Source organism: Streptococcus sp. 2022WUSS135 (assembly GCF_044427045.1).
In the GTDB taxonomy this organism is placed as follows: Bacteria; Bacillota; Bacilli; order Lactobacillales; family Streptococcaceae; genus Streptococcus; species Streptococcus hashimotonensis.
Map to the genome: position 1 here is coordinate 1 of NZ_JAOTGL010000007.1, position 25,889 is coordinate 25,889.

The 25,889-nt window shown below is 42.5% G+C and carries 22 protein-coding genes and 1 pseudogene; 15 read left to right on the forward strand and 8 right to left on the reverse strand.

What is annotated here, in order from left to right:
* Positions 1 to 110 precede the first annotated feature (110 nt).
* From ODU45_RS03555 to ODU45_RS03575, 5 genes and pseudogenes are all read right to left on the reverse strand, one after another.
* The gene (locus ODU45_RS03555) at positions 111 to 530 is read right to left on the reverse strand and encodes a DUF6176 family protein (RefSeq protein WP_398580784.1); all 420 of its coding nucleotides are present in this window, start codon (positions 528 to 530) and stop codon (positions 111 to 113) included.
* A gap of 54 nt (positions 531 to 584) precedes the next feature.
* Positions 585 to 2,300, reverse strand: a complete 1,716-nt coding sequence (gene ilvD / locus ODU45_RS03560; protein WP_398580785.1) for a dihydroxy-acid dehydratase — start codon at positions 2,298 to 2,300, stop codon at positions 585 to 587.
* Between the two features lie 160 nt (positions 2,301 to 2,460).
* Positions 2,461 to 2,877, reverse strand: coding sequence for a hypothetical protein (locus tag ODU45_RS03565; RefSeq protein ID WP_398580786.1), 417 nt, complete (start codon positions 2,875 to 2,877; stop codon positions 2,461 to 2,463).
* A complete protein-coding gene (locus tag ODU45_RS03570; protein ID WP_398580787.1) occupies positions 2,852 to 3,790 on the reverse strand; it encodes a phosphodiester glycosidase family protein in 939 nt (312 codons plus the stop codon). The genes ODU45_RS03565 and ODU45_RS03570 overlap by 26 nt, the downstream gene beginning before the upstream one ends.
* Positions 3,777 to 4,829 (reverse strand): annotated as a pseudogene (locus ODU45_RS03575) (glycosyltransferase). Before ODU45_RS03575 ends, ODU45_RS03570 begins: the two are co-directional and overlap by 14 nt.
* A 225-nt stretch (positions 4,830 to 5,054) precedes the next feature.
* Here ODU45_RS03575 and ODU45_RS03580 point away from each other — a divergent pair.
* The 6 genes from ODU45_RS03580 (at position 5,055) to ODU45_RS03605 (ending at position 11,128) form a co-directional block, all read left to right on the forward strand.
* The gene (locus ODU45_RS03580; RefSeq protein WP_398580788.1) at positions 5,055 to 6,758 is read left to right on the forward strand and encodes an acetolactate synthase large subunit; all 1,704 of its coding nucleotides are present in this window, start codon (positions 5,055 to 5,057) and stop codon (positions 6,756 to 6,758) included.
* Positions 6,751 to 7,227, forward strand: a complete 477-nt coding sequence (gene ilvN, locus ODU45_RS03585) for an acetolactate synthase small subunit (RefSeq protein ID WP_398580789.1) — start codon at positions 6,751 to 6,753, stop codon at positions 7,225 to 7,227. The genes ODU45_RS03580 and ilvN overlap by 8 nt, the downstream gene beginning before the upstream one ends.
* Positions 7,228 to 7,365: 138 nt before the next feature.
* On the forward strand, positions 7,366 to 8,388 hold the full coding sequence (gene ilvC / locus ODU45_RS03590) for a ketol-acid reductoisomerase (protein WP_398580790.1): 1,023 nt from the start codon (positions 7,366 to 7,368) through the stop codon (positions 8,386 to 8,388).
* A 282-nt stretch (positions 8,389 to 8,670) separates the two neighbouring features.
* A complete protein-coding gene (gene ilvA, locus ODU45_RS03595) occupies positions 8,671 to 9,921 on the forward strand; it encodes a threonine ammonia-lyase IlvA (protein WP_174854286.1) in 1,251 nt (416 codons plus the stop codon).
* A 9-nt stretch (positions 9,922 to 9,930) separates the two neighbouring features.
* Positions 9,931 to 10,833, forward strand: a complete 903-nt coding sequence (locus ODU45_RS03600) for an SPFH domain-containing protein (protein WP_002942264.1) — start codon at positions 9,931 to 9,933, stop codon at positions 10,831 to 10,833.
* Between the two features lie 85 nt (positions 10,834 to 10,918).
* Entirely contained in the window at positions 10,919 to 11,128 is a 210-nt protein-coding gene (locus ODU45_RS03605; RefSeq protein ID WP_009910800.1) for a hypothetical protein, read from the forward strand.
* Between the two features lie 122 nt (positions 11,129 to 11,250).
* Here ODU45_RS03605 and ODU45_RS03610 read toward each other — a convergent pair whose 3' ends face one another.
* Positions 11,251 to 11,994 (reverse strand): amino acid ABC transporter ATP-binding protein, encoded by a 744-nt coding sequence (locus ODU45_RS03610; protein ID WP_398580791.1) that lies wholly within the window; start codon positions 11,992 to 11,994, stop codon positions 11,251 to 11,253.
* Complete coding sequence (locus ODU45_RS03615; RefSeq protein WP_253213382.1) at positions 11,987 to 13,552, reverse strand: ABC transporter substrate-binding protein/permease; 1,566 nt, start codon at positions 13,550 to 13,552, stop codon at positions 11,987 to 11,989. The genes ODU45_RS03610 and ODU45_RS03615 overlap by 8 nt, the downstream gene beginning before the upstream one ends.
* 126 nt (positions 13,553 to 13,678) lie before the next feature.
* Between ODU45_RS03615 and ODU45_RS03620 the strand changes: the two genes are divergently transcribed.
* The 8 genes from ODU45_RS03620 (at position 13,679) to sufB (ending at position 22,195) form a co-directional block, all read left to right on the forward strand.
* The gene (locus ODU45_RS03620; protein WP_105115871.1) at positions 13,679 to 14,515 is read left to right on the forward strand and encodes an undecaprenyl-diphosphate phosphatase; all 837 of its coding nucleotides are present in this window, start codon (positions 13,679 to 13,681) and stop codon (positions 14,513 to 14,515) included.
* 127 nt (positions 14,516 to 14,642) lie between these two features.
* Positions 14,643 to 15,365 (forward strand): adaptor protein MecA, encoded by a 723-nt coding sequence (mecA, locus tag ODU45_RS03625; RefSeq protein ID WP_002938171.1) that lies wholly within the window; start codon positions 14,643 to 14,645, stop codon positions 15,363 to 15,365.
* A complete protein-coding gene (locus ODU45_RS03630; RefSeq protein ID WP_398580792.1) occupies positions 15,362 to 16,534 on the forward strand; it encodes a glycosyltransferase family 4 protein in 1,173 nt (390 codons plus the stop codon). Before mecA ends, ODU45_RS03630 begins: the two co-directional genes overlap by 4 nt.
* Positions 16,535 to 16,929: 395 nt before the next feature.
* Positions 16,930 to 17,703, forward strand: a complete 774-nt coding sequence (gene sufC / locus ODU45_RS03635) for a Fe-S cluster assembly ATPase SufC (RefSeq protein WP_105210233.1) — start codon at positions 16,930 to 16,932, stop codon at positions 17,701 to 17,703.
* A gap of 16 nt (positions 17,704 to 17,719) precedes the next feature.
* On the forward strand, positions 17,720 to 18,982 hold the full coding sequence (gene sufD / locus ODU45_RS03640) for a Fe-S cluster assembly protein SufD (protein WP_398580793.1): 1,263 nt from the start codon (positions 17,720 to 17,722) through the stop codon (positions 18,980 to 18,982).
* Between the two features lie 3 nt (positions 18,983 to 18,985).
* Entirely contained in the window at positions 18,986 to 20,209 is a 1,224-nt protein-coding gene (locus ODU45_RS03645; protein ID WP_398580794.1) for a cysteine desulfurase, read from the forward strand.
* Complete coding sequence (gene sufU, locus ODU45_RS03650) at positions 20,196 to 20,636, forward strand: Fe-S cluster assembly sulfur transfer protein SufU (RefSeq protein ID WP_398580795.1); 441 nt, start codon at positions 20,196 to 20,198, stop codon at positions 20,634 to 20,636. The genes ODU45_RS03645 and sufU overlap by 14 nt, the downstream gene beginning before the upstream one ends.
* A 143-nt stretch (positions 20,637 to 20,779) precedes the next feature.
* Entirely contained in the window at positions 20,780 to 22,195 is a 1,416-nt protein-coding gene (sufB, locus tag ODU45_RS03655; protein ID WP_002938151.1) for a Fe-S cluster assembly protein SufB, read from the forward strand.
* Between the two features lie 238 nt (positions 22,196 to 22,433).
* Here sufB and pbp3 read toward each other — a convergent pair whose 3' ends face one another.
* Complete coding sequence (gene pbp3, locus ODU45_RS03660; RefSeq protein WP_398580796.1) at positions 22,434 to 23,675, reverse strand: D-alanyl-D-alanine carboxypeptidase PBP3; 1,242 nt, start codon at positions 23,673 to 23,675, stop codon at positions 22,434 to 22,436.
* 212 nt (positions 23,676 to 23,887) lie between these two features.
* On the opposite strand from pbp3, the gene ODU45_RS03665 reads away from it, so the two are divergent.
* A complete protein-coding gene (locus tag ODU45_RS03665) occupies positions 23,888 to 25,678 on the forward strand; it encodes an oligopeptide ABC transporter substrate-binding protein (RefSeq protein ID WP_398580797.1) in 1,791 nt (596 codons plus the stop codon).
* The last annotated feature ends 211 nt before the right edge of the window (positions 25,679 to 25,889 follow it).

Sequence of the window (25,889 nt, forward strand, 5' to 3'; positions counted from 1 at the left end):
TTGAAAAATAGGGTTAAAAAACCTCCTTTTTGTGCGCCCTAAAATAAAAACTATTCCCGTTTTGTCATGAACTGCTCAGACGGGAATAGTTTCTTTAGCTACTTAAATGCTTAACTTAATGACATTGGGCTTTTTGTCCAGCCTCTTTTTTTAAATGTTTCATCGTATTGTCTGTCTAATTCTTCCATGGTTTCATAAACAGGCTTGGGAATCATGATAACTTGCGGAGCCAAGTCTACCATGCTGTAGCTTGGGTCGATACATTCTTCCCAGTATTCTAAATGTTTTTTATCAATATAGGATTCTGAATCTTCGACTTCAATCCCTCCTTCGACTTGGACAGAGTACCAGTAGAGGTATTCGCGGCCGTCCAGTACTTCACGGAAGATAGTTTCGACATACATTTTCTCTCCTTCAAGAGTCAGAAGGGTGTCTACCATGTGCTCGTTGAGAAAGGCCATCCATTCATCTACTTTGGCAGTCTTGCCTTCCTTAACGCGGAAGCGGGATAGTTCGACGTTTAGTTTCATTCCATTTACTCCTTTAAAAACCCCGGTCATTGTGTGACAGGGGTTGTATTCTTTTTATTTTTTACCGCTTCGTTCGGGTCTCCAGAAGTCGGTAACGGCTCCTTTAGAGGCAGATGATACGGTGTGGGCATATTTTCCAAGAACACCACGAGAGTAGAGTGGTGGGATAACAGTTGTTTTCTTGCGTTCTTCGATTTCTTGGTCAGAAACATGCATGGTGATTTCTTTGGTATCTTGGTCAACCGTCACCAAATCACCTGTACGGAGGTAGGCAATTGGACCGCCATCCTGAGCTTCAGGTGCGATGTGTCCAACAACCAGTCCATAGGTACCGCCAGAGAAACGACCGTCTGTTAGAAGGGCTACTTTGTCACCTTGGCCTTTTCCGACAATCATGGAAGAAAGGGATAGCATTTCAGGCATACCAGGACCGCCTTTTGGTCCAACATAGCGGACAACGACTACATCGCCATCTACAATTTCGTCAGTCAAGACTGCTTCGATCGCTTCTTCTTCAGAATCAAAGACCTTGGCTGGACCTGTATGGTTGCGGACTTTCACACCAGAAACCTTGGCAACGGCACCTTCAGGAGCAAGGTTACCTTTGAGGATGATGAGTGGACCATCTGCACGTTTTGGATTTTCAAGAGGCATGATGACATCTTGACCTGGATTCAAGTCTGCAAAATTCTCTAGGTTTTCAGCAACGGTCTTACCTGTACATGTGATGCGGTCGCCATGAAGGAAGCCGTTTTTGAGCAAGTATTTCATAACCGCAGGGACACCGCCGACATTATAGAGGTCTTGGAAAACATATTTACCAGATGGTTTGAGGTCAGCTAGGTGAGGCACACGCTCTTGGAAATCGTTGAAATCTTCCAGTGTTAATTCAACATTAGCAGCATGGGCGATGGCTAGAAGATGGAGCGTAGCGTTGGTTGAGCCCCCCAGAGCCATTGTGACTGTAATAGCATCTTCAAAGGCTTCACGCGTCATAATGTCAGATGGTTTGATGCCAAGTTCTAGCATGCGTACAACAGCACGACCAGCTTCTTCAATATCAGCCTTCTTCTCAGGAGATTCAGCAGGGTGAGAAGAAGAGCCAGGAATGGACATGCCCATTACCTCAATGGCAGTAGCCATGGTATTGGCAGTGTACATACCACCACAACCACCAGGTCCAGGACAGGCATTACACTCAATCTGACGAACTTCTTCAGCAGTTAAGTCGCTATTATTCCATTTTCCGATTCCTTCGAAGACAGAAACCAAGTCAATATCTTTACCGTTGATGTTACCTGGTGCGATGGTTCCACCGTAGGCAAATACGGCAGGAATGTCCATATTGGCGATAGCAATCATAGAACCAGGCATATTTTTATCACAGCCGCCGATTGCGACAAAGGCATCCACGTTGTGCCCTCCCATAGCTGCCTCAATAGAGTCGGCTATGATGTCACGGGAAGTCAAGGAGAAGCGCATACCAGGAGTTCCCATAGCGATTCCGTCTGCAACGGTGATGGTACCGTATTGAACAGGCCAGGCACCTGCATCCTTGACCCCCTCTTTGGCTAATTTTCCAAAGTCATGAAGGTGGATGTTACAAGGTGTATTTTCAGCCCATGTCGAAATAACCCCAACAATAGGCTTTTCAAAGCTATCGTCGGTCATTCCTGTTGCGCGAAGCATGGCACGGTTGGGTGACTTGACCATCGAATCATAGACAGAACTGCGATGTCGAAAGTCTTTAAGTTTGTTTGTATCGGTCATAATTTTCTTCTCCCTATCTTATTTTACCCATTATATCATAGATATGAAAGAAACGATAAAATATTTGATAAATAATTGGAAATTTCCGAATTTTTCAACAATTCATTCTACAATAAAAGGCACCTAAGAATTTTAAGTGCCCTTATCATTTATTTGTAGATTAAGTGGTCGTTTTTCGGCGATTGTTTGCGGATGGATTGATGAAAAGACCGACTAAGGATAGAACTAGGAAGGCTGCGCCGATGTACCAATAAGGTTGATCTAAGGTAGTTGAACGTCCAGATAGGTTGATAATGCCTCGGAGAAGACAACCGGCTGTAATAGTTGCAACGCCAGAATTCCACAAATTATAGGAGAGACGTGAAAAAGTAGGTATAAGTTGCAACAGACCGAGTAGCACAGCTCCGCCTATTAATGGTACACAGAACATATAATGCATAAAGACAGAGACTTCGCCATAGCTGAGACTTTCATAGATTCGACTGAAAATAAACAGGAAAGCTATTATTGCTAAGTAGGAGATAAATGTTCTTGAAACTCTTGTAGTTGAATTAGTAACCGATGTAGACAATGTCACTCACCGCCCTTTCTGAGATAGTATTTCCATTTGTTGTTGGGTTGTTAACAACTTGACCGTTGAAGTAAAGAGTAGATGAACCACCGCCATCAAGGTTGTAGGCAGTTTGAGCACCATATTGTTTCATAACTTCTGCCAATTGATAGAGAGAGAGTCCTTCGCTTTCAGACGTACGTCCATCTGCTACGACGATGATATAATGATTTTCATCGATAATCCCGATAGCAGAACGAGGGTTGGATGACATTGCACGTCCGACTTCTGTTGAAGTATCGACGACAATTTCGCCGTTTTCGACCAATGATGGACCAAATGCTAAGAGGTTGACAACGCCCTTGTCAATCAATTCTTGGGCGGTAATCTCATTTTCATAAATGACCTCAAACGAGCCGTCTGTGTAGATGGCCAAGTCGCCATAAGATGCATTGTCCCGAACGGTGTCTCGATACAGAACCCCATTCTTAATAACATAACCAGTTGAGTTGGCTCCGTAGTAGTCACCGTTAACCGCTAGAATGGCATTGTTTGCTGCCGCTGTTTCTGAGGTTTTAGCTGTTACATTTGTACCGTAAGTGTTTTGTGCAAGTGCTGTTTTTAAATACTCGGGTGAGCTGACTTGAATATCTGCGACGTAAACAGTTGTGTTATTGGTGGTAATCGTCTCTAAATTTATCTGAATATTATCATCAGAGTAACTAGTATCAGTAGTAGATACATTGGTTGCTGTTGTGGCAGTGGTGGAAGACGAAGCTGCGGTCGTATTCTGCTCGCTCGTAGAAGTAGCATTGCTTGCTGAGACGGTTGTTATCGCTTCAGAAATGACGAAGGTTTTTAACATGGAGTAAGTAAAGCCTCCTGTCAAAAGCATTCCGAAGATGGATGCGTAGGCAAAGGGTTTTTTAAGCAATTTCATGGGAAAATGATTTCCTTTCTTTAAAAATAATATTCTTTTGAACAAACCAAGAAGCTAGGAAAAGGAGGATGCCAACTGCAAGTTTGACAATGTAGAGGTTGAGTCCTAGAATTTGGTGGAAGAGATAGAGGAGGGCTGTATCGCAAAGGAAGAGGACAAGGGCTAGTGTAAAGTAGCCTGCGCCTGTTCGTGCGATGCTCTCTTCATTGTTAAAGACTAATTTCTTATTAAGTGCAAAATTACAGGTAGCGCTACAAATGCGAGCAATCATGTTTGCGACCAATAAGCGTACAGCAGTTGGTAAGCTAGTGAGTAGCAATAAGGCAAGTGCATATATTTCGTAGTCAACTAAAAATCCACCAAAAGATGCCAGGGCAAATTTGAAGAGATTTTTGTAAATGAGCAGTCCATCTTTTATGGGACGAAAATGCGAACTGGCATTATCATCGATATAAATGGTTTGGATTGGGACTTCCGTAATTTTATAGCGTTGACTTGCCTGAGTTAACATGTTCATCTCGTACTCATAGCGGTTGCCTTCAATATCTAACATGAATGGAATTAAGTCAGTATGGAATCCACGCAAGCCTGTTTGTGTATCGGACACATTGATACCAGTTTGCAGTCTAAACAATACTCTGGTTAGTTTGTTACCAAAACGACTCCGAAAGGGAATGTCTTTGGTAAATTGACGAACACCAAGAATCAGGCGACTTGGCAGATTTATAGCTGCACGGGCGATGCGGTCAATATCATTCACAGCGTGTTGACCATCTGCGTCAGCAGTTACGATAACACCTGGTTTTCTCAAATCTTAGATGAAACTAAAGGCTGTTCGCAAGGCTTGGCCTTTTCCTTTGTTGACATCATGGTGTAGAACAATTGCATAGGTTTTGGCGATTTCAAGAATATTTTTGGATGCGCCAGTACTACCATCATCCACAACGATGACCTGACAATTTAGCCTGTTTTTCATTATTTCTAATAGTTGGATTAATTTTTCATCTGGCTGGTAAGCCGGTATCACTACATAATACATATCCTAAACCTCATTTAATTTTCTTAGTGGAACTACTATACTGATGTTTTCTGAAAGCAAGCTGAAACCAAGCCGGTCAAGGGATTTGCTTAAGTTTTGCTTAAGAAAATGTTAGGAAATAGTTAAGAAAACGAACAAATGTAGGAATTTTCAGAAAATTCCTTGACATTCTACTTACTTGTGATATTATAGTAGATAACAAATTTGCAGAGAGGAGGAATATTCGTGCAAGAAATTCAACTAGACCAACCGCGTTCGGGGTCCTATCTCATTTTGGACACCCTGCATCAGCTGGGAGTAGACCTTGTTTTTGGTTACCCTGGTGGGGCAGTTTTGCCTCTATATGATGCTATTTATCAATATGAGGGAATCCAGCATATTTTGGCTCGTCATGAACAAGGAGCGGTCCACGAGGCCGAAGGATACGCTAAATCATCAGGAAAGGTGGGCGTAGCCATTGTAACCTCTGGGCCAGGAGCTACCAATGCCATTACTGGAATTGCGGACGCAATGGGTGATAGTGTTCCTCTTTTAGTTTTTACTGGTCAAGTCGCAACACGTGGTATCGGTAAAGATGCTTTTCAGGAAGCAGATGTCTTGGGGATGACAATGCCGATTACCAAGTACAATTACCAAATTCGGGATACGGCAGATATTCCTAGAGTCATCACAGAAGCTCTCCATATTGCAACAACAGGGAGACCGGGTCCCGTTGTTATTGATGTTCCAAAAGACATCCAAGAAAGAGTTGTTGATTTTTATCATGACCCAACTCTACACCTACCAAGTTATCAGCCAACGATTGAACCAAATGGTTTGCAAGTTAAGAAAATTTTGAAACAGCTTAGCCAAGCTCAAAAACCAGTTATATTGGCTGGTGGTGGTGTCAATTATGCGGATGCCAATAAAGAATTAGTTGCCTTTGCAGAGCGCTACCGTATTCCAGTAGTTTCAACCCTCCTTGGATTAGGTGCAATGCCCATTGAGCATGAATTATCCTTGGCTATGGGGGGGATGCACGGTTCATACGCTGCCAATATGGCTATGGATCAGGCTGATTACATTATCAATATTGGAGCGCGATTCGATGACCGCCTAACAGGAAATCCAACAACCTATGCGCCAAATGCGACGGTAGCGCATATTGATATTGATCCCGCAGAAATTGGTAAAGTTGTCAAAACGGCTATTCCAGTAGTAGGTGATGCTAAGGCAACCTTGAAAGCTCTACTTGCTTTAGAAACAGTCGAAACAGGCTATGCTGATTGGACGGCACAAGTATTGGAAAACAAACGTCGGGCGCCATTTTGGTATGATGAAGATGAAAAGGTTATTAAGCCACAGGCGGCAATTGAATTAATTGGTCAGTTGACGCAAGGGGATGCCATTGTCGTGACAGATGTTGGTCAGCATCAAATGTGGGCTGCCCAATTCTACCCCTACAAACATGCACGTCAACTTGTAACATCTGGTGGCATGGGAACCATGGGCTTTGGTATTCCTGCGGCTATCGGCGCCAAATTAGCCAATCCAGATAAAGAAGTAATCATCTTTGTTGGTGATGGCGGCTTCCAGATGACCAACCAAGAATTGGCTATTTTGAATGGCTATGGTGTACCGATTAAGGTCGTATTGATCAATAACCACTCTCTTGGCATGGTGCGTCAATGGCAGGAATCCTTCTATGAAAAGCGTCGTAGCCAATCTGTATTTGACGATGAACCAAATTTCCAATTGTTGGCAGAAGCTTATGGTATCAGTCATTATAGTTTTGACAATCCAGTGACACTGAGCGAAGATATGAAAGTTATCTTAGAAGATAAGCCAATGTTGATTGAAATACATATTTCTAATCGTGAACATGTTCAACCGATGGTGCCAGCAGGTAAGAGCAATGCAGAAATGTTGGGGGTGAAGTTTAATGCGTAGAATGTTAACCGCAAAATTACGAAATTCATCAGGCGTCCTCAACCGCTTTACGGGTGTATTATCTCGTCGCCAAATCAATATTGAGTCCATCTCCGTCGGCCCAACAGAAGTAGATGGCATCTCACGTGTGACGGTGATTATAGACGTGGCCAGTCACGATGAGGTCGAACAAATCATCAAACAGCTGAACCGCTTGATTGATGTGGTTCGAGTACGTGACTTAACGGACATACCCCACTTAGAGCGTGAGGTGATTCTTGTCAAAATTTCAGCTCCGCCAACAAAACGAGCAGAAATTTTAGCGATTATCCAACCCTTTAGAGCAAATGTTGTCGATGTGGCACCTCACTCTATTACCATCCAAATGACAGGTGATGGAGATAAGATTGACGCCCTCCTGCGTGTGATTCAGCCTTATGGCATCAAGAATATCGCAAGAACGGGTGCGACTGGCTTTAGTAGAGACTAATCCTCTTCGATAATCAATCCTATACTGCGTTGACTTGGCTTGATGAACGTTAGTTCTATCTTCGTCTGCATCGCCTAGTCTAGCCTTCATTTTCTTTGAACATCCAAAATTACAAATAAAAATAGAAAAGAGAATCTTATGACAGTAACAATGCAATATGAAAAAGATGTAACAGTAGCAGCACTTGACGGTAAACGTATCGCCGTTATCGGTTATGGTTCACAAGGTCATGCCCATGCCCAAAACTTGCGTGATACAGGACACGACGTCATCATCGGTGTGCGTGCAGGCAAGTCATTTGACAAGGCAAAAGAAGACGGTTTTGAAACTTTTGAAGTAGCAGAAGCAGCAAAACAAGCAGATGTCATCATGATCTTAGCTCCAGACGAAATCCAAGCAGACCTTTACAATGAAGAAATCGCTCCAAACTTGGAAGCGGGCAATGCCCTTGGTTTTGCCCATGGTTTCAACGTTCACTTTGAATTTATCAAGGTACCAGCAGATGTGGATGTCTTCATGTGTGCACCAAAAGGTCCAGGTCACTTGGTTCGTCGTACATTTGAGGAAGGCTTTGGTGTGCCTGCTCTTTATGCGGTATATCAAGATGCTACTGGTGATGCAAAACATATTGCGATGGACTGGGCAAAAGGTGTTGGTTCAGCCCGTGTTGGTCTTCTAGAAACAACTTTCAAGGAAGAAACGGAAGAAGACTTGTTTGGTGAGCAAGCTGTTCTCTGCGGTGGTTTGACAGCCCTTATGCAGGCAGGTTTTGAAGTCTTGATAGAAGCTGGTTATGCACCAGAATTGGCTTATTTCGAAGTTCTCCACGAGATGAAACTTATCGTTGACCTTGTCTACGAAGGTGGCTTTAAGAAAATGCGCCAATCTATCTCAAACACTGCTGAATTTGGTGACTATGTATCAGGCCCACGTGTCATTACAGACCAAGTCAAAGAAAACATGAAGGCAGTTCTTGCAGATATTCAATCTGGTAAATTTGCAAATGACTTTGTAAATGACTATAAAGCAGGCCGTCCACGTATGGAAGCTTATCGTAAAGAAGCAGAGAATCTTGAAATCGAAAAAGTAGGTGCAGAACTCCGCAAAGCAATGCCATTTGTCGGACGCAATGATGACGACGCATTCAAAATCTATAATTAAACACTATCATGGTAGATAGGGTGATAGTCAGCTTTACTTTGAGTGATGGCAATACATTTAAGGTTTGAGTTGGCAGATGAGGGGATGTCATTCCCTTTTTTCCCCTATCTCCGAAAATGAATAAAAGAGCTGGTTTTTCCGGCTCTTTTGCCCATTTCATTCATGAATATATTAAAAAAATAAAAAAGTTCGGTTTTTATAAAATGACATAATAATAGTTTAAATACTAGGAATTTCTAGGGAATATTGATACAATAAATATAGAAAGAAATTAATGGAACTATGATTACAGCAAAAAATGTAGAACAAGCATACTCCGTTCTTAAGCGCGTGGTAGTACGTACCCCCTTGGATTATAGTCGATACTTGTCGGAAAAATATGGTGCAACTATTTATTTAAAAAGAGAAAATGAACAGCGTGTTCGCTCTTTTAAAATTCGAGGAGCCTATTATGCTATTTCACAATTGACAGATGATGAGAAGTCACACGGTGTGGTCTGTGCTTCGGCCGGAAACCATGCTCAAGGTGTGGCCTACACCTGTCAGGAAATGCAAATTCCTGCTACGATTTTCATGCCCATTACAACTCCGCAACAAAAAATAGGGCAGGTTAAATTTTTCGGAGGAGACCACGTAGAGATTCGACTCGTAGGTGATACCTTTGATGAGTCAGCCAAGGCGGCACAAGATTATACTCAGGAAAGTGGGAAAACCTTTATAGACCCATTCGATGATGAAAATGTGCAGGCTGGTCAGGGAACAGTAGCTTATGAAATCTTGGAAGAAGCGGAAGAGCAAACCATTAGTTTTGACCAAATTTTAGTTCCCATAGGAGGAGGTGGTCTGGTTGCAGGCGTTTCGGCCTATCTGAAAGAACATGCACCTGAAATTAAGATTGTTGGTGTTGAAGCAAGTGGGGCACGGTCAATGAAAGCGGCTTTTGATAAAGGTCGTCCGGTTAAATTAGACCAAATTGATAAATTTGCTGACGGTATTGCGGTACAGAAAGTCGGTAAGTCGACCTACGAAGTGGCTCGGAAATACGTAGATCGCCTGATTGGTGTGGATGAAGGATGGATTTCTGGGACTATTTTAGACCTCTATTCTAAGCTGGGTATTGTTGCTGAGCCAGCAGGAGCAGCAACGATTGCAGCTCTTGAGGTAGTCAAGGACCAAATCAAGGGGCAAACCATTTGTTGTATCATTTCTGGTGGTAATAACGACATCAACAGGATGCCGGAAATGGAGGAACGTGCGCTTATCTACGAGGGAATTAAACACTACTTTGTTGTTAATTTTCCACAACGTCCAGGGGCTCTTCGTGAATTTGTAAATGATATTCTAGGGCCAAATGATGATATTACTCGTTTTGAATATATCAAACGTGCCAATAAGGGAACAGGGCCGGTTCTAATCGGTATTGCCCTAGGAGATAAAACAGATTATACGCAGTTTATTTCTCGCTTGGAAGAGTTTGATCCCCAGTACATCAATCTTCATGAAAATGATTCGCTTTATAAAATGCTAGTTTAGGAGGTCATTATGGTGCTTGGTCCAATTGTTTTTATTGGTAGTTTCTTGTTCTTTGTACTGATTGCTTTGATTTTGATTGCTTCAGGGCTATACGTTGTCAAGCAGCAGACGGTCGCTATTATTGAGCGCTTTGGGAAATACCAAAAAACATCTACTTCAGGTATTAACTTTAAAATACCATTTGGAGTCGATGTCATCGCAGCCCGCATTCAATTGCGGATGTTGCAAAGTGAAATTGTGGTAGAAACCAAGACGCAGGATAATGTTTTTGTCACAATGAATGTGGCAACTCAATATCGAGTAAATGAAAATAATGTGACGGATGCCTATTACAAGCTCATGCACCCAGAAGCACAGATTAAGTCCTATATTGAAGATGCCCTGCGTTCATCTGTGCCTAAATTGACCCTGGATGAGCTCTTCGAGAAAAAGGATGAGATTGCACTTGAGGTACAAAAACAAGTAGCAGAAGAAATGTCAACCTACGGCTATGTTATTGTCAAAACCTTAATTACCAAGGTAGAGCCAGATGCCGAGGTTAAACAATCTATGAATGAAATTAACGCAGCTCAGCGGAAACGGGTTGCGGCCCAGGAATTGGCAGAAGCGGACAAGATTAAAATTGTCACAGCAGCAGAAGCGGAAGCTGAAAAGGATCGCTTGCATGGTGTAGGTATTGCACAACAACGTAAGGCGATTGTAGACGGACTGGCAGATTCGATTCGTGAACTGAAAGAATCAAATGTTAGCCTATCTGAGGAGCAAATTATGTCTATCTTGCTGACCAACCAATACTTGGATACTCTCAATAATTTTGCACAAGGAGGTAATCAAACTATCTTCCTTCCGGGGAATCCGGAGGGGGTCGAAGACATAAGGACGCAAATACTATCATCTCTTAGGGCAAAATGATGGTAAAAAGCGAACATTTTACTTGACAAAATAGGTTAAAACATATTATACTAAATTGCACGAATAAAAAAGAAAGGGGTTTCTAATGACTAGTTACGAAAAAGTAGCCGCTGTTGTCGGCTGGGTTCGTGAAAAGAAAATCACAGGTTACCGTATCAGTAAGGAAACAAATGCTCGTGAAATGTCAGTTATCGCTCTTGCACAAGGTCGCGCTAAGATTGACAATATTTCATTTGCAACTGCCTTGGGTCTGATTGATTTTTACGACAAAAACCACAAGAAATTTGAAAACTAATCTAAATGGTTTCATTTAGAGATGTCCAAAAAGAGGAATTTTGCGATTCCTCTTTTTTTGTATAAAAAAACTTACCAGCTTTGAAACTGGTAAGTAATAGTCTTCTATGGAACAGATTGAGTTTATCCAAGAAAACGCTGAAGGAATTCACGTGTGCGTTCTTCCTGTGGATTTTCAAAGATTTGCTGTGTGCTGCCTTCTTCGGCGATGACACCCTTATCCATAAAGATAACGCGGTCAGATACGTCACGGGCAAATTCCATTTCGTGAGTTACGATAAGCATCGTCAATCCTGATTTTGCCAAATCTTGCATGGTTTTGAGAACTTCCCCAACCATCTCTGGATCGAGAGCAGAAGTCGGCTCATCAAAGAGGATAACTTCTGGGTCAACAGATAGGGCACGTGCAATGGCCACGCGTTGTTTCTGTCCACCAGAGAGTTGACTTGGTTTGGCTTGCCAGTACTGTTCGGTCATGCCAACCTTGTTGAGATTTTCTTTGGCGATTTTCTCTGCCTCAGCTCGATCTCGTTTCAGTACCGTAGTTTGTGCTACAATGGCATTTTCCAATACATTTAGATTGTTGAAAAGGTTGAAGGATTGGAATACCATACCTAGTTTTTCACGGTAAGTCGTCAAATCATATCCTTTAGCCAAAACATCTTGTCCGTGGTATAGAATCTGTCCTTCTGTTGGTGTTTCCAAAAGGTTGATAGATCGGAGGAAGGTTGATTTTCCCGAACCAGATGAACCGATGATTGAGATAACCTCGCCCTTTTCAACGCTAATAGAGATGTCTTTGAGGACTTGATTTTGTCCGTATGATTTCTTTAGATTATTGATTTCAAGAATTACATTTTTAGTCATGTGGCACCTCGACTTGCATTTGGTTTGCACCTGTTGTGTATGTATCTGTATCAAAATGCTTTTCAACTGCGCGTAAGATACGTGTCACAGTAAAGGTTAGGATGAAGTAGATAATAGCAATAACCGTAAAGGTTTGGAAATATTGATAGGTTTGGGTTGCGACAGTATTTCCTGAGAAATAGAGTTCAACAACTGAGATAACGTTCAATACAGAAGTATCTTTGATATTGATGACAAATTCATTACCAGTCGCTGGTAAGATGTTACGAATAACCTGTGGAAGGACAATCTTACGCATGGTCTGATTATGGGTAAATCCGAGAGCAGTCGCAGCTTCAAATTGGCCCTTATCGACGGCAAAGATACCACCGCGGACAATCTCACTCATGTAGGCACCTGTGTTGATGGATACAATGAAGATAGCGGCAAGTGTGCGGTCAAGATTGAGTCCGAATGCTTGGGCGGTACCATAGTAAATAACCATGGATTGTACAATCATCGGCGTACCACGGAAAATTTCGATGTAGATATTGATAATATAACCGAGCACTTTTTGACCAATAGCAAGCGCCTTGTTTGCTGCTTTTGGAGCTGTACGGAAGACACCGATGAGGAGACCGATAGCAGTACCGATAATTGTACCGAGGATGGAAATGAGTAATGTCATCCCAGTTCCGCGCAGAAGTTGTTGCCAGTTGTTAACAACAATATTCCAAACTTGGGCGAAGAAACTAGGTGTTTCGCCCTCGCTGGCTTCTTCAACGGGTTGGTTTTCAATCATATCATCCATAAGTGCGATTTGCTCTTCTTTTGAAATAGTTGCTAAGACTTCGTTGACCTGAGTGATACGAGCGTCATCTTTGCGCATACCGACAGCAATGGTCACGTCTTCGGCATTGGTTTCAAAACTGTCTGCCAATTCAACCATTTTGAAAGCTTTATTTGCAGCTTCTGCTGTACGACCTTCTGGACGTTCAGAAACATAGGCGTCTATAATGCCAGATTCTAAAGCTTGACGGATTTGGGAGAAATCTCCCATGGCAGTCTGTTTGTTAGCCCCTTCGATTTGGTCAATCAAATCATAGAGGTAAACCCCTTGCTGGGCAGTGATTTTTGCGCCAGCAAAATCTGCCAAGCTGGTTGCGTTTGCGTACTGACTATCAGAACGAACAACCAGGGTCGGAATTGAAGTGTAGTAGCTATCTGAGAAGGCGATTTCTTTCTTGCGCTCTTCTGTCGGGCTCATACCGGCGATAATCATATCGATTTTACCCGATGTAAGAGCAGGGACCAACCCTTCCCACTTGGTTTTAACAACCAAGAGTTCTTTGTCCATGGATGCAGCGATTTTTTTTGCAACCTGAACATCATATCCATTGGCAAATTGATTGGTTCCCTCAATAGGAACGGCACCGTTGCTATCATCTTCTTGGGTCCAGTTAAATGGTGCGTAGGCGGCTTCCATACCGACCCGCAGGTATTCGTCTGCCCGAACCCCTGTTGTTACAGAAAAAACAGCGATTAGGGTCAGCAGAAATATACTGAGTTTACGTTTCATAATGTCTCCTTTAAAATGCTATTACACCATTTTATTAAAAATTCTGACAAATTTCAATATCCTTGTACTATGAATAGGGAGTTTTTTTATGATATAATGTAGAGAATTGATGAAAAGGAGCTTTTTATGCTATTGGAATTGTTGAAGGCTATATTTTTAGGAATCATTGAAGGGGTAACGGAGTGGTTGCCAGTTTCTTCAACTGGGCATTTAATTTTGGTTCAAGAGTTCGTGAAATTAAACCAAAGTAAGAACTTCCTAGAAATGTTTAATATTGTCATTCAGCTAGGAGCAATTCTAGCGGTTATGACCATTTACTTTAAAAAATTGAATCCATTCCAGCCTGGAAAAACCAAGCGTGATATTCAATTGACTTGGCAATTATGGGCCAAGGTTGTCATTGCCTGTATTCCGTCCATCCTAATTGCAGTCCCGTTGGATAATTGGTTTGAAGCACACTTCAATTTTATGGTACCGATTGCGATTGCTTTGATTGTCTACGGTATTGCCTTTATTTGGATTGAGAACCGTAACAGAGGTATAGAGCCACAGGTGACGGACTTAGCGAAAATGTCTTATAAAACTGCCTTGTTGATTGGGTGTTTCCAGGTCTTAAGCATCGTTCCGGGGACTAGTCGCTCAGGTGCGACCATTCTGGGAGCAATCATTTTAGGGACCAGCCGATCTGTGGCGGCAGATTTTACCTTCTTCCTTGGGATTCCAACCATGTTTGGTTATAGTGGCTTGAAGGCTGTTAAATATTTCTTAGATGGCAATAGCCTGAATATGGAGCAGGTATGGCTCTTGTTAGTCGCTAGTGTGACGGCTTACTTGGTATCCTTAGTTGTTATTCGTTTCTTGACAGACTTTGTTAAAAAACATGATTTCACGGTTTTTGGTTACTACCGCATCATTTTAGGAGCGATTTTATTGGTTTATGCCTTTATCACATTTTTATTTTAAGAGCAGGGAGACCTGCTTTTCTTTTGTCTTTCGAGCTTGGTTTTAGTATAATGGTGGAAGATATGTATGAGTATTGAAAATGATCAATCAATTTTAAGAAATTGATGAATCAATGAATGAGGTAGTTATGAAAGTAAAGCAAATTAGTGATTCAACCTTGAAAATCACTATAAAATTAGATGATTTGGAAGAGAGAGGAATGGAACTTTCGGACTTTCTCATTCCGCAAGAAAAGACAGAGGAGTTCTTCTATACTGTTTTGGATGAATTGGATTTACCAATGACTTTCCGAGAAAGCGGTATGCTGAGTTTTCGTGTGACTCCGAAGCCAGATCGGGTGGACATCTTTGTTACCAAGTCTGATTTGGATCAGAGCTTGAATTTCGATGAATTTACAGATTTGTCGGAACTTGGTGATGTCGCAAGTATGACTCCAGATGAGTTTTTCAAGAGTTTGGAGCAAACCGTTCGTGAGAAAAGCGCACCGGATGCAACAGCCGTTCGTCATTTGGAAGAGGTAGAGCAAGAGGAAGAAGCAGATGAAGAGGAGCAGGAGCGCTATATTTACTATATTTTGGAATTTCCAACGATAGAGGATTTGTTTACTTTTGTTGGTACGGTTGATTATCCAGTAGAAGAATCGGAATTATATAAAATGGATGGTCACTACTACTTGACCGTTCTTATCAATGTAGAAAATCGTTCCAAGCAGTATCCAGGCTACATTCTCTCACGAATGTTGGAATTTACCAATGATACTAAGTTGACCAGACCTGCTTTACAAGAACACGGAACTTTGATGCTTCCGCTTGCGGCAATCGAGGAGCTTAGGAAGGTTCCGACAGTATGATTCCTTTTGCTCTAAAATACATAATGGTCATTATTACAACCATGGTCATATCAGCCATTGCGACCCCCTTGGTTCGTTTTATGTCCCTGAGGATTGGAGCGGTAGATAATCCCAATGCACGGCGGATAAATAAGGTGCCCATGCCTTCAGCGGGAGGTCTGGCCATCTTTGTGGCATTTACCATTTCTGTCCTATGGTTTTTACCAGGAATTGTTACCCGTGTCAATTACCATGGCACTTACTTGCATTATATCTGGCCCTTGGTCCTAGCATCCGGCATTATCGTTCTTACGGGATTCATTGATGATGTCAAGGAGCTAAAGCCTGCTCCTAAAATGTTTGGTATTCTAGCTGCAGCGACGATCATTTGGATTTTTACGGAATTTCGTTTTGATAGCTTTAAGATTCCTTTTGGAGGACCTTTCCTTCAATTTCCTGTCTGGCTCTCTTTTCTATTAACGGTCCTTTGGATTGTTTCCATTACGAATGCAGTTAACTTGATTGATGGTCTGGATGGTCTGGTTTCGGGAGTATCGATTATTTCCTTGACAACGATGGGAATTGTGTCTTATTTCTTTTTGCATGATAGCAATATTTTTTTGACCTTAACCATCTTTGTTTTGGTTGCGGCGATTGTAGGTTTTTTGCCTTATAACTATAATCCCGCCATCATTTATCTTGGCGATACAGGAGCCCTTTTCATTGGGTTTATGATTGGAGTCTTGTCGCTTCAAGGACTGAAAAATTCGACAGCTGTTGCAGTGGTTACTCCGATGATTATTCTTGGAGTGCCTATTACGGATACTGTAGTAGCCATCATTCGTCGAAAATTGTCTGGGCAAAAAATCTATGAAGCAGATAAGATGCATCTGCATCATCGCTTGCTCTCTCTGGGACTTACTCATCGTGGCACAGTATTGGTGATTTACGCCATCTCTTTCTTATTCTCCCTGACCTCTCTTTTGCTCAATGTTTCGAGTCGAATAGGGGGGATTCTCCTATTGGTGACCATGGGACTGGGGATTGAGATTCTCTGTGAATTGATTGGCATCTTTGGTATCAATAGAACTCCGTTGCTCAACCTTCTTCGGTTTATTGGTAATAGTAGTTACCGTCAAGAAAAAATCGCAAAGTATAAAAAGTGCTACGAAGAGAAAAAAAGAAAATAAGAATCTTTCTAAACAAGATAAGAGCCGTCAGGCTCTTTTTTTGATATAATATAGTGGATATGGTTAATTAAAATTGTCAGAAAAGACTATTTTATAGATTAACACTCTCTGAAAATCATCATTAACACGAAAAGAGGCTGGGCTCAAGCCCAGCACCGCTTCTCAAAGTTGGCGTCAATATCTCAGCGCAGTAGTGGTTAACAGCCCAGTGGAGTGAAACAGTCTGGGAATAGACTGTTTCAGCTCAACAACTAGAAATAAAGACTTGTTGACGAACTCTTCTATGAATGGTCGGGTTCTTTCCCACTGCCAAAGTTGAGTCTTATCGGTGTATCTAGTTAGCTTGGTCAGTTAATGTGGTTTTTGAAGAGGACAAAAATGAAAAGGAGCGCAGCATGTCAGTATTAGAAATCAAAGACCTTCATGTGGAAATTGAAGGCAAAGAAATCTTGAAGGGTGTGAATTTGACCCTTAAAACAGGTGAAATTGCAGCCATCATGGGACCGAACGGAACAGGGAAATCCACCCTTTCAGCAGCCATCATGGGCAATCCAAGTTATGAAGTGACCCAAGGTGAGATTCTGTTTGATGGTATCAATATTTTAGAATTAGAAGTCGATGAACGTGCCCGCATGGGACTCTTCCTGGCTATGCAATATCCGTCAGAAATTCCAGGGATTACCAATGCGGAATTTCTTCGTGCCGCTATGAATGCTGGTAAGGAAGATGAGGACAAGATTTCTGTCCGCGACTTCATCACCAAGTTGGATGAAAAAATGGAACTCCTTAATATGAAAGAGGAAATGGCAGAACGCTACCTCAATGAAGGTTTCTCAGGTGGTGAGAAAAAACGCAATGAGATTCTGCAACTACTCATGTTGGAACCAACTTTTGCCCTTCTTGATGAGATTGACTCAGGATTGGACATTGATGCGCTTAAAGTCGTGTCAAAAGGAATCAATGCTATGCGTGGGGAAGGTTTCGGTGCCATGATTATCACCCACTACCAACGCTTGCTCAACTACATCACGCCAGACGTTGTCCATGTCATGATGGAAGGCCGTGTCGTGCTTTCAGGCGGACCAGAATTGGCGCAACGCTTGGAAAAAGAAGGTTATGTCCAAGTTGCAGCTGAGCTTGGCATTGACTACAAAGAAGATGACATTTAAGTCTTTGGAGGAAGCTATGACCAAAGAAAAAATTCAAGAATTTTCAGCCTTGCAGGCAGAACCAACTTGGTTGACAGACCTGCGTCTTAAGGCTTTTGACAAAATAGCAGAGCTGGACTTGCCAGTTATTGAGCGGGTCAAGTTTCATCGTTGGAATCTGGGTGACGGAAGCCTAGCCACAAATGATGAAATCGGGGCTGTTCCAGATTTTACAGCCATCGGTGACAATCCTATGTTGGTACAGGTTGGCAGCCAAACTGTTCTAGAACAGTTGCCGGTTGACCTTGTAGAGAAGGGTGTAGTCTTTACAGACTTCGCATCGGCTATGGACATCATTCCAGATGTGCTTGAAAAATACATCGGCGTTGCCGTAGCCTACGATGAGCACAAGTTAGCGGCTTACAACACAGCTTATTTTAACGCAACAGCGGTCCTCTATGTGCCAGATAATGTTGAAATCGACCAGCCAGTTGAGGCCCTTTTCTACCAAGACAGCACTAGTCCAGTTGCCTTTAACAAACGTGTCCTCATCATCGCTGGAAAAAATGCCAAGCTTAATTACCTGGAGCGTTTTGAAAGTTTAGGCGACGGCACAGCAGCGACTTCAGCCAATATTGTCGTGGAAGTAATTGCTCTTGCTGGTAGCCAAATCAAGTTTGCGGCCATTGACCGCCTTGGTAAGCATTTGGATACCTACCTCAATCGTCGTGGCTATCTCGGAAACGATGCAACGATTGACTGGGCGATTGGTCTGCTCAACGAAGGAAATGTGGTTTCCGATTTGGACAGCGAATTAAAAGGAAACGGCAGTCATGCCAACCTCAAAGTTGTCGGCCTTTCATCTGGTCGTCAGGTACAAGGTGTGGATACGCGCGTGACCAACTATGGTCATAATTCGGTCGGACACATCCTGCAACATGGGGTTATCTTAGAAAGCGGAACCTTGACCTTCAATGGTATCGGACACATTGTTCGTGGTGCTAAAGGTGCAGACGCCCAGCAAGAAAGCCGTGTCCTCATGCTGTCTGACAAGGCTCGCTCCGATGCCAACCCAATTCTCCTTATCGATGAGAATGAGGTCACAGCTGGACACGCAGCCTCAATCGGTCAGGTAGATCCAGAAGATATGTACTACCTCATGAGTCGTGGTCTGGACCGAGCAACTGCTGAACGCTTGGTTGTTCGCGGTTTCCTTGGCGCAGTCATTACCGAAATTCCTGTCAAGGAAGTTCGTGACCAACTGATTGCCGTGATTGAAGAAAAACTAACAAAGAGATAAGATATGGATTTGGAACGCATTCGCAAGGATTTTTCAATCCTAGACCAAGTTGTTAACGATGAGCCGCTGGTCTATTTGGACAATGCGGCGACCACTCAAAAACCGCAGCAGGTACTAGATGTGCTGGCGGATTATTACCAGAAGGATAATGCCAATGTTCACCGTGGCGTTCACACTCTATCTGAGCGGGCGACGGCTCGCTACGAGGCGGCTCGGCAGAAGGTAGCTGATTTTATCCAGGCCAAGTCTAGCAAGGAAATCCTCTTCACCAGAGGAACGACCACCGGTCTTAACTGGGTGGCTCAGTTTGCAAAGGAAATTCTCCAGCCAGACCAGGAAGTGATCATCTCGGTCCAAGAGCACCACTCCAATATCATCCCTTGGCAGCAAGCCTGTCAGCAAACAGGTGCCAAGCTCCGCTATGTAACCCTAAAAGACGGCGAGCTAGACATGGACCACCTGCGGTCGCTGTTGTCTTCCAAGACCAAGTTTGTCTCCCTAGCCCACGTATCCAATGTCCTAGGTGGCGTGGCTCCTATTGGGGAAATAGCAGAGCTGGTGCATCAGGTCGGTGCCTACTTGGCGGTGGACGGAGCCCAGTCAGTTCCCCACATGGCTGTCAATGTGCAAGAATTAGACGTGGATTTCTATGCCTTTTCAGGTCATAAAATGTTAGGACCGACAGGAATCGGCGTTCTCTACGGCAAGGAAGAATTGCTCAATCTCATGTCACCTGTTGAATTCGGTGGTGAGATGATTGACTTTGTCTATGAGCAGTCAGCCACATGGAAGGAATTACCTTGGAAGTTCGAGGCAGGAACGCCCAATATTGCAGGTGCCATTGGGCTGGGAGCGGCCATTGATTACCTGACCGAAATTGGTATGGACGCTATCCAGGCCCACGAGGCGGAACTGGTTGACTATGTCTTTCCAAAATTGCAGGCTATTCCAGGCTTGACCATTTATGGCAGTCAGGACCTGTCCAAGCGAACGGGGGTTATTGCCTTTAACTTGGACGACTTGCATCCACACGATGTGGCAACTGCTCTGGACTATGAAGGGGTTGCTGTGCGGGCTGGCCACCATTGTGCCCAACCGCTTCTCAGATATTTGCAGGTGCCTGCTACTGTACGAGCAAGTTTTTACATCTACAATACCAAGGCCGACTGTGATAAGTTGGTTGAAGCAATTATCAAGACAAAGGAGTTTTTCAATGGCCCTATCTAGATTAGATTCTCTTTATATGGCAGTTGTGTCTGAACACTCCAAGTCGCCTCGTCATCGCGGAAGTTTGGACGGAGTGGAAAAATTAGAACTCCACAACCCAACCTGCGGTGATGTGATTGAATTGTCTGTCAAGATTGAAAATGGCCTGATTGCCGACATTGCCTTCGACGGAGTTGGGTGTACCATTTCAACCGCATCGGCTTCCATGATGACCGAGGCAGTCCTTGGCAAAGAAATCAGTCAGATTCAAGAACTGGCAGAAATCTTCTCACAAATGGTCCAAGGGCAAGAAGACATACGCCAGAAGGAACTAGGAGACGCCTCCCTACTCGCAGGTGTTGCCAAATTCCCCCAACGCATCAAGTGTGCTACACTTCCATGGAATGCCCTGAAGAAAGCACTAGAACGGAGTGAAAGTGCTGTCTGAGCGCCATCGAATAAACAAAAAATGAAAATCATACAGAAAGGATTGTTCAGTTTCTGATTGGAAATGAAATTGAACTCGCCCAGCAAGTATTTAAGAGAGCGTAACTGCTATTTTCATACTTTTTGGGCTTAGTATCTTATATTATGTCAGAAGAAAGAATTGAACCAACCCCGATTGACCTTGGGGAATACAAATTTGGTTTCCATGACGAGAACGTGGAACTGGTGGCTTCGACTGGTAAGGGTTTGAACGAAGAAGTCATTCGTGAAATGTCCCGTATCAAAGGCGAGCCTGAATGGATGTTAGAATTCCGTTTGAAATCCTACGAAACCTTTAAGAAAATGCCTATGCAGACCTGGGGAGCCGACTTGTCTGAACTGGATTTTGATGATATTGTTTACTATCAAAAACCGTCGGATAAGCCAGCACGTAGCTGGGATGATGTACCAGACAAAATCAAAGAAACCTTTGAACGCATCGGTATTCCAGAAGCTGAGCGTGCTTACCTGGCAGGAGCTTCTGCCCAGTACGAATCAGAAGTGGTCTACCACAACATGAAAGAAGAGTACGACAAGCACGGTATTATCTTTACAGATACCGACACGGCTCTCAAGGAACATCCAGAACTCTTCAAAAAATACTTTGGAAAACTCGTTCCGCCGTCAGATAATAAACTAGCTGCCCTCAACTCAGCAGTTTGGTCAGGTGGGACCTTCATCTATGTACCAAAGGGTGTTAAATTGGATATTCCACTCCAAACCTATTTCCGTATCAACAACGAAGGAACAGGTCAGTTTGAACGCACCCTCATTATCGTGGATGAAGGAGCAAGCGTTCACTACGTAGAAGGCTGTACCGCTCCGACTTACTCAACTGCCAGCCTCCACGCTGCTATTGTGGAAATCATTGCCCACGAAGGTGCCTATATGCGTTACACCACCATTCAAAACTGGTCAGATAATGTTTATAACCTGGTAACCAAACGTGCTCGTGCCGAGAAAAATGCCACTGTCGAGTGGATTGACGGGAACCTTGGTGCTAAGACGACCATGAAATACCCGGCGGTTTACCTAGAAGGCGAAGGAGCCCGCGGAACTATGTTGTCCATTGCTTTTGCCAACAAAGGTCAGGTCCAAGATACCGGTGCCAAGATGATCCACAATGCACCACGGACTTCATCTTCTATCGTATCCAAATCCATTGCCCGTGGCGGTGGAGAAGTTAACTACCGTGGTCAAGTAACCTTTGCTAAAAACTCAGCCAAGTCTATCAGCCACATCGAGTGTGATACCATTATCATGGATGATATTTCCAAATCAGATACCATTCCATTTAATGAAATCCACAACTCACAAGTGGCCCTCGAACACGAAGCCAAAGTATCAAAAATCTCAGAAGAACAGCTCTACTACCTCATGAGCCGTGGCTTGTCCGAGTCCGAAGCTACAGAGATGATTGTCATGGGCTTTGTTGAACCATTCACCAAAGAACTCCCAATGGAATATGCAGTCGAACTCAACAGACTGATTGCCTATGAAATGGAGGGGTCAGTAGGATAAAAATAGTCTGGGAGACTATTTTTATCCTATTGACGTCGCTTCCTGTAAGGAAGCGATATGTAATAAGGAGTTCTGCAGGAACTCTCTCCTCTTTGTAATTCAGCCAACCTTGTGACTCAAACAGCTTTAAAGCTGTTCAAGCCCGTCAAACTCCCTACTGAAGTAGGAGAAGAGGAGTAGCGGATGTCACTCTGCGATAAAAAAATAGTATGTCGAAAATCGTTCGACATACTATTTTTTATAATTTTTCATTGACATAGCGGACAAATTGATTCCACCAAGAGAAAGGCCAGGATGCTTCTTTCATATCGCTAGGGATAATCATATTGACACTAGCTTGCTCGGAAATATAACCTTTTCCAATGAGATCTTGATCTTTCAGTTGCAGTTTGCCAACCAAGGTCCCCGCTTTGAGGGGAGCATCAATTTCTTTTATATCCGTTGTAAAAGTTGCGGTGGGGACATTATCAGTTTGTTTTCGTTGAACAACGGTTAAATCTGCTGCTGCAACAACAGGACTTGTTTCTTTTTCACCATTGAAAACCTTTATCTTACTATCTTCAAAGGCTTCACCTTTTTTTACTAGTGTAACAAGCGAAAAGTTAGAATAAACATAGTTCATCAAATCATTTGTCGCGACAAAGCGATTTTCTGGAGAGGTCAGCCCATCATTGGCATTCAATACTACTGTGATAATGCGCATACCAGCTTGTTGAGTTGTTGCAAGAAAACTTGAACCAGCCGAGTTTGAGGTCCCTGTTTTTAAGCCGTCAACCCCTCCACGAGCGTGAGTGCCGTCGCTCAGCATTTGGTTGGTGCTATAGTAAGTGTAGCCGCCAAAATCGTAGGCGTTTAGCGAGGTAATGTCGAGCACCTGAGGATAGTCGAGTATTAATCGTCTTGCGATGATAGCAACATCTAGGGCTGAAAACATATTTACATCTTCAGGACTGGAACCTGGATAAATATTTTCACCCAAGTCGGTATTATCTAGCCCGGATACATTGACAATTTTTGTATCGGTAATTCCCCATTCTTGGACTTTTGCTTTCATTCGATCAACGAATGCAGCTTCGCTACCGGCTATTTTTTCTGCCAGAGCAATAATAGCACTATTGGATGATGTTATTAAAGAAGCGTTTAATAGGTCTCTTACAGAATAGGAGCGTTCATCTAGATTGACATTGCTTAATTCGGTATTAGAAGTGAGGCTATAGGGATAATCAGAAATATCTACCATAGTATCTAAAGTGATTTCCCCCTTTGCCAGTGCTTCGTAGACCAGGTAAATGCTCAATGTCTTACTGATAGAAGCAATGCTTGCTTTGGTTTCGGCATCTTGCTCATACAAGATTTTGCCGCTACCTACTTCAACCGCGATAGCATGCTTGGCTGCAACAGAAAAATCTTCTGCCAAAATAGGTGTGGAAGTTAAAAAAACGGCAAGGATTGTAGTGAGTGTTAGTAAAAGTTTACGCATAATCATTCCTTTTTGGGGTATTTTATTCTATTATATCACAAGAAATGTTAGAAAAATTTGGAAAAAACATGTAAAAAATGAGAAAATGATGAAAAAATATGTTTTTACAAAATTTTCTGACAAAAAGACTTTATTTAAGAAAAATTTATGATATAATGATTTTTATAAGACATAGTAATAAGTGTCAAACAAAAAGAAAACAGAGGTGTTTTATGAAAAAGACAACGAAACTTTTTGCACTTGCAGGTGTGACTCTCCTTTCAGCATCTGTTCTTGCAGCATGTGGTTCAAAACAATCAGGTGCAGCAAAACAGGAATTGTCATTCCCAGCTGAAGTAAAACAAGATGGAACAGCAGTCGCAGATGCTCAATTGAAATATGCATTTGTGTCACCAACAACTTCATCAGGTCTTTTAATTGACGAGTTGACTGAGAATACTACTGACTCAACATTTGGTGGAATGGTTGATATTTCAATGTTCGGTTACGATGGAGATCGTAAGTTGGATGATTCTGGTCTTGCTAAGGCTGAATTTGATGTGAAAGGTAAGAAAATCACAGTCAGCTTGACTGGTAAGGATTACAAGTGGTCAGATGGTGAGCCATTCACAATCAACGACTATATCTTTACAATTAAGTCAATGGCAAGCAAAGACTATACAGGTATTCGTTTTGATGATAAATTCTTGAACATTGAAGGTATGCAAGAATTTGTTGATGGAAAAGCATCAGACATCTCTGGTCTTAAGAAAGTTGATGACTATACAGTAGAATTGACTGTAAAAGAAATGTCCCCTTCAATGATGTATGCAGGTGGTGATGTCCCAGCCTATATCCAACCAGAACACATCTATAAAGACATCCCTGTTGCAGACTGGGAAAAGAGCGAATACTCACGTACTGCGAAGCTTGTTGGTATGGGTCCGTGGAAGATTAAAGAAATCGTCAATGGTGAGTCTATCACTTACGTACCAAACGAATACTTCTTCAAAGGTACGAAACCAAAAACAAGCTCATTGAAGATTGACATCGTATCTCCTGATACTATTGTTTCTGAAATGAAAGCGGGGAATTATGATATTGCTGACATGCCAGTAGATCAGTTGGATTCATATAAAAAAGCATCTAACTTGAATATTGTTGGTTCTTTGGACTCAGCTTATGAATACATTTCATTTAATTTTGGTAAATATGACGAAGCAGCCGGTAAGAACGTTATGGACGAAAATGCCAAGATGAATGATGTGAAACTTCGTCAAGCAATTGCCTATGCGATTGATACTAAGACAGCTGGTGAGTCATTGTACAATGGTCTTTACCACCCTGCAAAATCATTGATTATCTCATTCTTCGGCGATATTCATGATTCAGAGTTGGAAGGCTATTCATACAATCCTGAAAAAGCGAACAAGCTTTTGGATGAAGCTGGCTACAAAGATGTAGATGGTGATGGTATCCGTGAAGGCAAAGATGGTAAGGCATTCAAGATTACCTTTGCGGCTCGTAAACGTACTGAAGCTAACGAAGCGCTTGTACAACAATACATTGCTTGGTGGAAAGAAGTTGGCTTGAATGTCGAACTTTACACAGGACGTACAGTTGAAGGTAAGTCGTTCTATAACTCAGTTCAGGCTAATGATGCTGCTATTGATATGTATGCTGGTGGATGGTCAACAGGTTACGATCCAAACCCAAGTGGTCTATGGGGACCTATCGCTGCCTTCAACATGTCACGTTTCGTATCTGATGAAAATACTAAGTTGTTGGAAGCAATTAGCTCAACAGAATCATTTGACGATAAGAAAAATGTTGAGAACTATAAGGCTTGGCAAAAATATGCTCACGAACAAGCATTTGCTATTCCAACATTTGAATCTGAGTCAATTGTAGCGCTTAACAAACGTGTGAAAAACTATGACACCAACTACGGTTCAGCTTCAGGTAAAGGTATCGCTTTTGAGAATATCGAACTTACTGCTGATAAAGGTGTAGTGGCAGAATAATTTGTTAGAAGACAATAAAATCTGAAAAAGCCAATTTGATTGGCTTTTTTCAGATTGCTATTGGAATTTTCAGATAATTGTGGTATAGTAGATTCAGTACACAAAAATGAGTCCCTACTAACAAAAACTCAAGATGAAAAACATTAACCTACTCAATTCCTAATTGAGACAGTGATAGGGATGGTCTTGATTTATGATTGGATATAGGTAC

Coding starts and splice junctions, on each gene's coding strand:
- mecA (WP_002938171.1), top strand. CDS start 14,643: ATGAAAGTAAAGCAAATTAGTGATTCAACCTTGAAAATCACTATAAAA.
- ODU45_RS03620 (WP_105115871.1), top strand. CDS start 13,679: ATGCTATTGGAATTGTTGAAGGCTATATTTTTAGGAATCATTGAAGGG.
- ODU45_RS03555 (WP_398580784.1), bottom strand. CDS start 530: ATGAAACTAAACGTCGAACTATCCCGCTTCCGCGTTAAGGAAGGCAAG.
- ODU45_RS03665 (WP_398580797.1), top strand. CDS start 23,888: ATGAAAAAGACAACGAAACTTTTTGCACTTGCAGGTGTGACTCTCCTT.
- ODU45_RS03610 (WP_398580791.1), bottom strand. CDS start 11,994: ATGACTAAAAATGTAATTCTTGAAATCAATAATCTAAAGAAATCATAC.
- pbp3 (WP_398580796.1), bottom strand. CDS start 23,675: ATGCGTAAACTTTTACTAACACTCACTACAATCCTTGCCGTTTTTTTA.
- sufU (WP_398580795.1), top strand. CDS start 20,196: ATGGCCCTATCTAGATTAGATTCTCTTTATATGGCAGTTGTGTCTGAA.
- ilvA (WP_174854286.1), top strand. CDS start 8,671: ATGATTACAGCAAAAAATGTAGAACAAGCATACTCCGTTCTTAAGCGC.
- ilvN (WP_398580789.1), top strand. CDS start 6,751: ATGCGTAGAATGTTAACCGCAAAATTACGAAATTCATCAGGCGTCCTC.
- sufC (WP_105210233.1), top strand. CDS start 16,930: ATGTCAGTATTAGAAATCAAAGACCTTCATGTGGAAATTGAAGGCAAA.
- ilvD (WP_398580785.1), bottom strand. CDS start 2,300: ATGACCGATACAAACAAACTTAAAGACTTTCGACATCGCAGTTCTGTC.
- ODU45_RS03600 (WP_002942264.1), top strand. CDS start 9,931: ATGGTGCTTGGTCCAATTGTTTTTATTGGTAGTTTCTTGTTCTTTGTA.
- ODU45_RS03615 (WP_253213382.1), bottom strand. CDS start 13,552: ATGAAACGTAAACTCAGTATATTTCTGCTGACCCTAATCGCTGTTTTT.
- ODU45_RS03605 (WP_009910800.1), top strand. CDS start 10,919: ATGACTAGTTACGAAAAAGTAGCCGCTGTTGTCGGCTGGGTTCGTGAA.
- sufB (WP_002938151.1), top strand. CDS start 20,780: ATGTCAGAAGAAAGAATTGAACCAACCCCGATTGACCTTGGGGAATAC.
- ODU45_RS03630 (WP_398580792.1), top strand. CDS start 15,362: ATGATTCCTTTTGCTCTAAAATACATAATGGTCATTATTACAACCATG.
- ODU45_RS03645 (WP_398580794.1), top strand. CDS start 18,986: ATGGATTTGGAACGCATTCGCAAGGATTTTTCAATCCTAGACCAAGTT.
- ODU45_RS03570 (WP_398580787.1), bottom strand. CDS start 3,790: ATGAAATTGCTTAAAAAACCCTTTGCCTACGCATCCATCTTCGGAATG.
- ilvC (WP_398580790.1), top strand. CDS start 7,366: ATGACAGTAACAATGCAATATGAAAAAGATGTAACAGTAGCAGCACTT.
- sufD (WP_398580793.1), top strand. CDS start 17,720: ATGACCAAAGAAAAAATTCAAGAATTTTCAGCCTTGCAGGCAGAACCA.